General features: G+C 49.4%; 1 rRNA gene. It reads left to right on the forward strand.

Annotated elements, in window-relative coordinates:
- Positions 1–117 precede the first annotated feature (117 nt).
- Positions 118–1,691: ribosomal RNA gene (locus tag EKM65_RS11055) — 16S ribosomal RNA — on the forward strand.
- The last annotated feature ends 89 nt before the right edge of the window (positions 1,692–1,780 follow it).

Below are 1,780 nucleotides of genomic sequence, written 5' to 3' on the forward strand. Positions count from 1 at the left end.
CCTTTGAAAACTGAACAAAGTTTCGAGAATATGTAGGGTTTATTGCAGAGATGTAATGAACAAAGAAACATTAACGAAGTCAATTCGCTAGTAAATTAATTTATGAGTCACAAACTTTTATATGAGAGTTTGATCCTGGCTCAGGACGAACGCTGGCGGCGTGCCTAATACATGCAAGTCGAACGAGTTTGTTTTTATTGATTGAGGTGCTTGCACCGAAAGATTTAAAAACAAACGAGTGGCGGACGGGTGAGTAACACGTGGGTAACCTACCCTAAAGTGGGGGATAACATTTGGAAACAGATGCTAATACCGCATAATATTAAAAACCACATGGTTTTTAATTGAAAGACGGCGTAAGCTGTCACTTATGGATGGACCCGCGGCGTATTAGCTAGTTGGTGAGGTAACGGCTCACCAAGGCGATGATACGTAGCCGACCTGAGAGGGTGATCGGCCACATTGGGACTGAGACACGGCCCAAACTCCTACGGGAGGCAGCAGTAGGGAATCTTCCACAATGGACGAAAGTCTGATGGAGCAACGCCGCGTGAGTGAAGAAGGTTTTCGGATCGTAAAACTCTGTTATTGGAGAAGAACGTATTTGGTAGTAACTGGCCAGATAGTGACGGTATCCAATCAGAAAGCCACGGCTAACTACGTGCCAGCAGCCGCGGTAATACGTAGGTGGCAAGCGTTGTCCGGATTTATTGGGCGTAAAGCGAGTGCAGGCGGTTTTTTAAGTCTGATGTGAAAGCCTTCGGCTTAACCGAAGAAATGCATTGGAAACTGGGGAACTTGAGTGCAGAAGAGGAGAGTGGAACTCCATGTGTAGCGGTGAAATGCGTAGATATATGGAAGAACACCAGTGGCGAAGGCGGCTCTCTGGTCTGTAACTGACGCTGAGGCTCGAAAGCGTGGGTAGCAAACAGGATTAGATACCCTGGTAGTCCACGCCGTAAACGATGAGTGCTAAGTGTTGGAGGGTTTCCGCCCTTCAGTGCTGCAGCTAACGCATTAAGCACTCCGCCTGGGGAGTACGACCGCAAGGTTGAAACTCAAAGGAATTGACGGGGGCCCGCACAAGCGGTGGAGCATGTGGTTTAATTCGAAGCAACGCGAAGAACCTTACCAGGTCTTGACATCTAGCGCCAATCCTAGAGATAGGACGTTCCCTTCGGGGACGCTAAGACAGGTGGTGCATGGTTGTCGTCAGCTCGTGTCGTGAGATGTTGGGTTAAGTCCCGCAACGAGCGCAACCCTTATTATCAGTTGCCAGCATTAAGTTGGGCACTCTGGTGAGACTGCCGGTGACAAACCGGAGGAAGGTGGGGATGACGTCAAATCATCATGCCCCTTATGACCTGGGCTACACACGTGCTACAATGGCTAGTACAACGAGTTGCGAGACCGCGAGGTCAAGCTAATCTCTAAAAGCTAGTCTCAGTTCGGATTGTAGGCTGCAACTCGCCTACATGAAGTTGGAATCGCTAGTAATCGCGGATCAGCACGCCGCGGTGAATACGTTCCCGGGCCTTGTACACACCGCCCGTCACACCATGAGAGTTTGTAACACCCGAAGCCGGTGGAGTAACCCGTAAGGGAGCTAGCCGTCTAAGGTGGGACAGATGATTAGGGTGAAGTCGTAACAAGGTAGCCGTAGGAGAACCTGCGGCTGGATCACCTCCTTTCTAAGGAAAAGGTTAGTTGAGGTAAAAGTCGGCTAACCAACGGAACCTGCATAGAAACTTTGTTCAGTTTTGAGAGGTCTACTCTCAAG

Source organism: Lapidilactobacillus bayanensis, from assembly GCF_003946695.1.
Taxonomy (GTDB): Bacteria; Bacillota; Bacilli; order Lactobacillales; family Lactobacillaceae; genus Lapidilactobacillus; species Lapidilactobacillus bayanensis.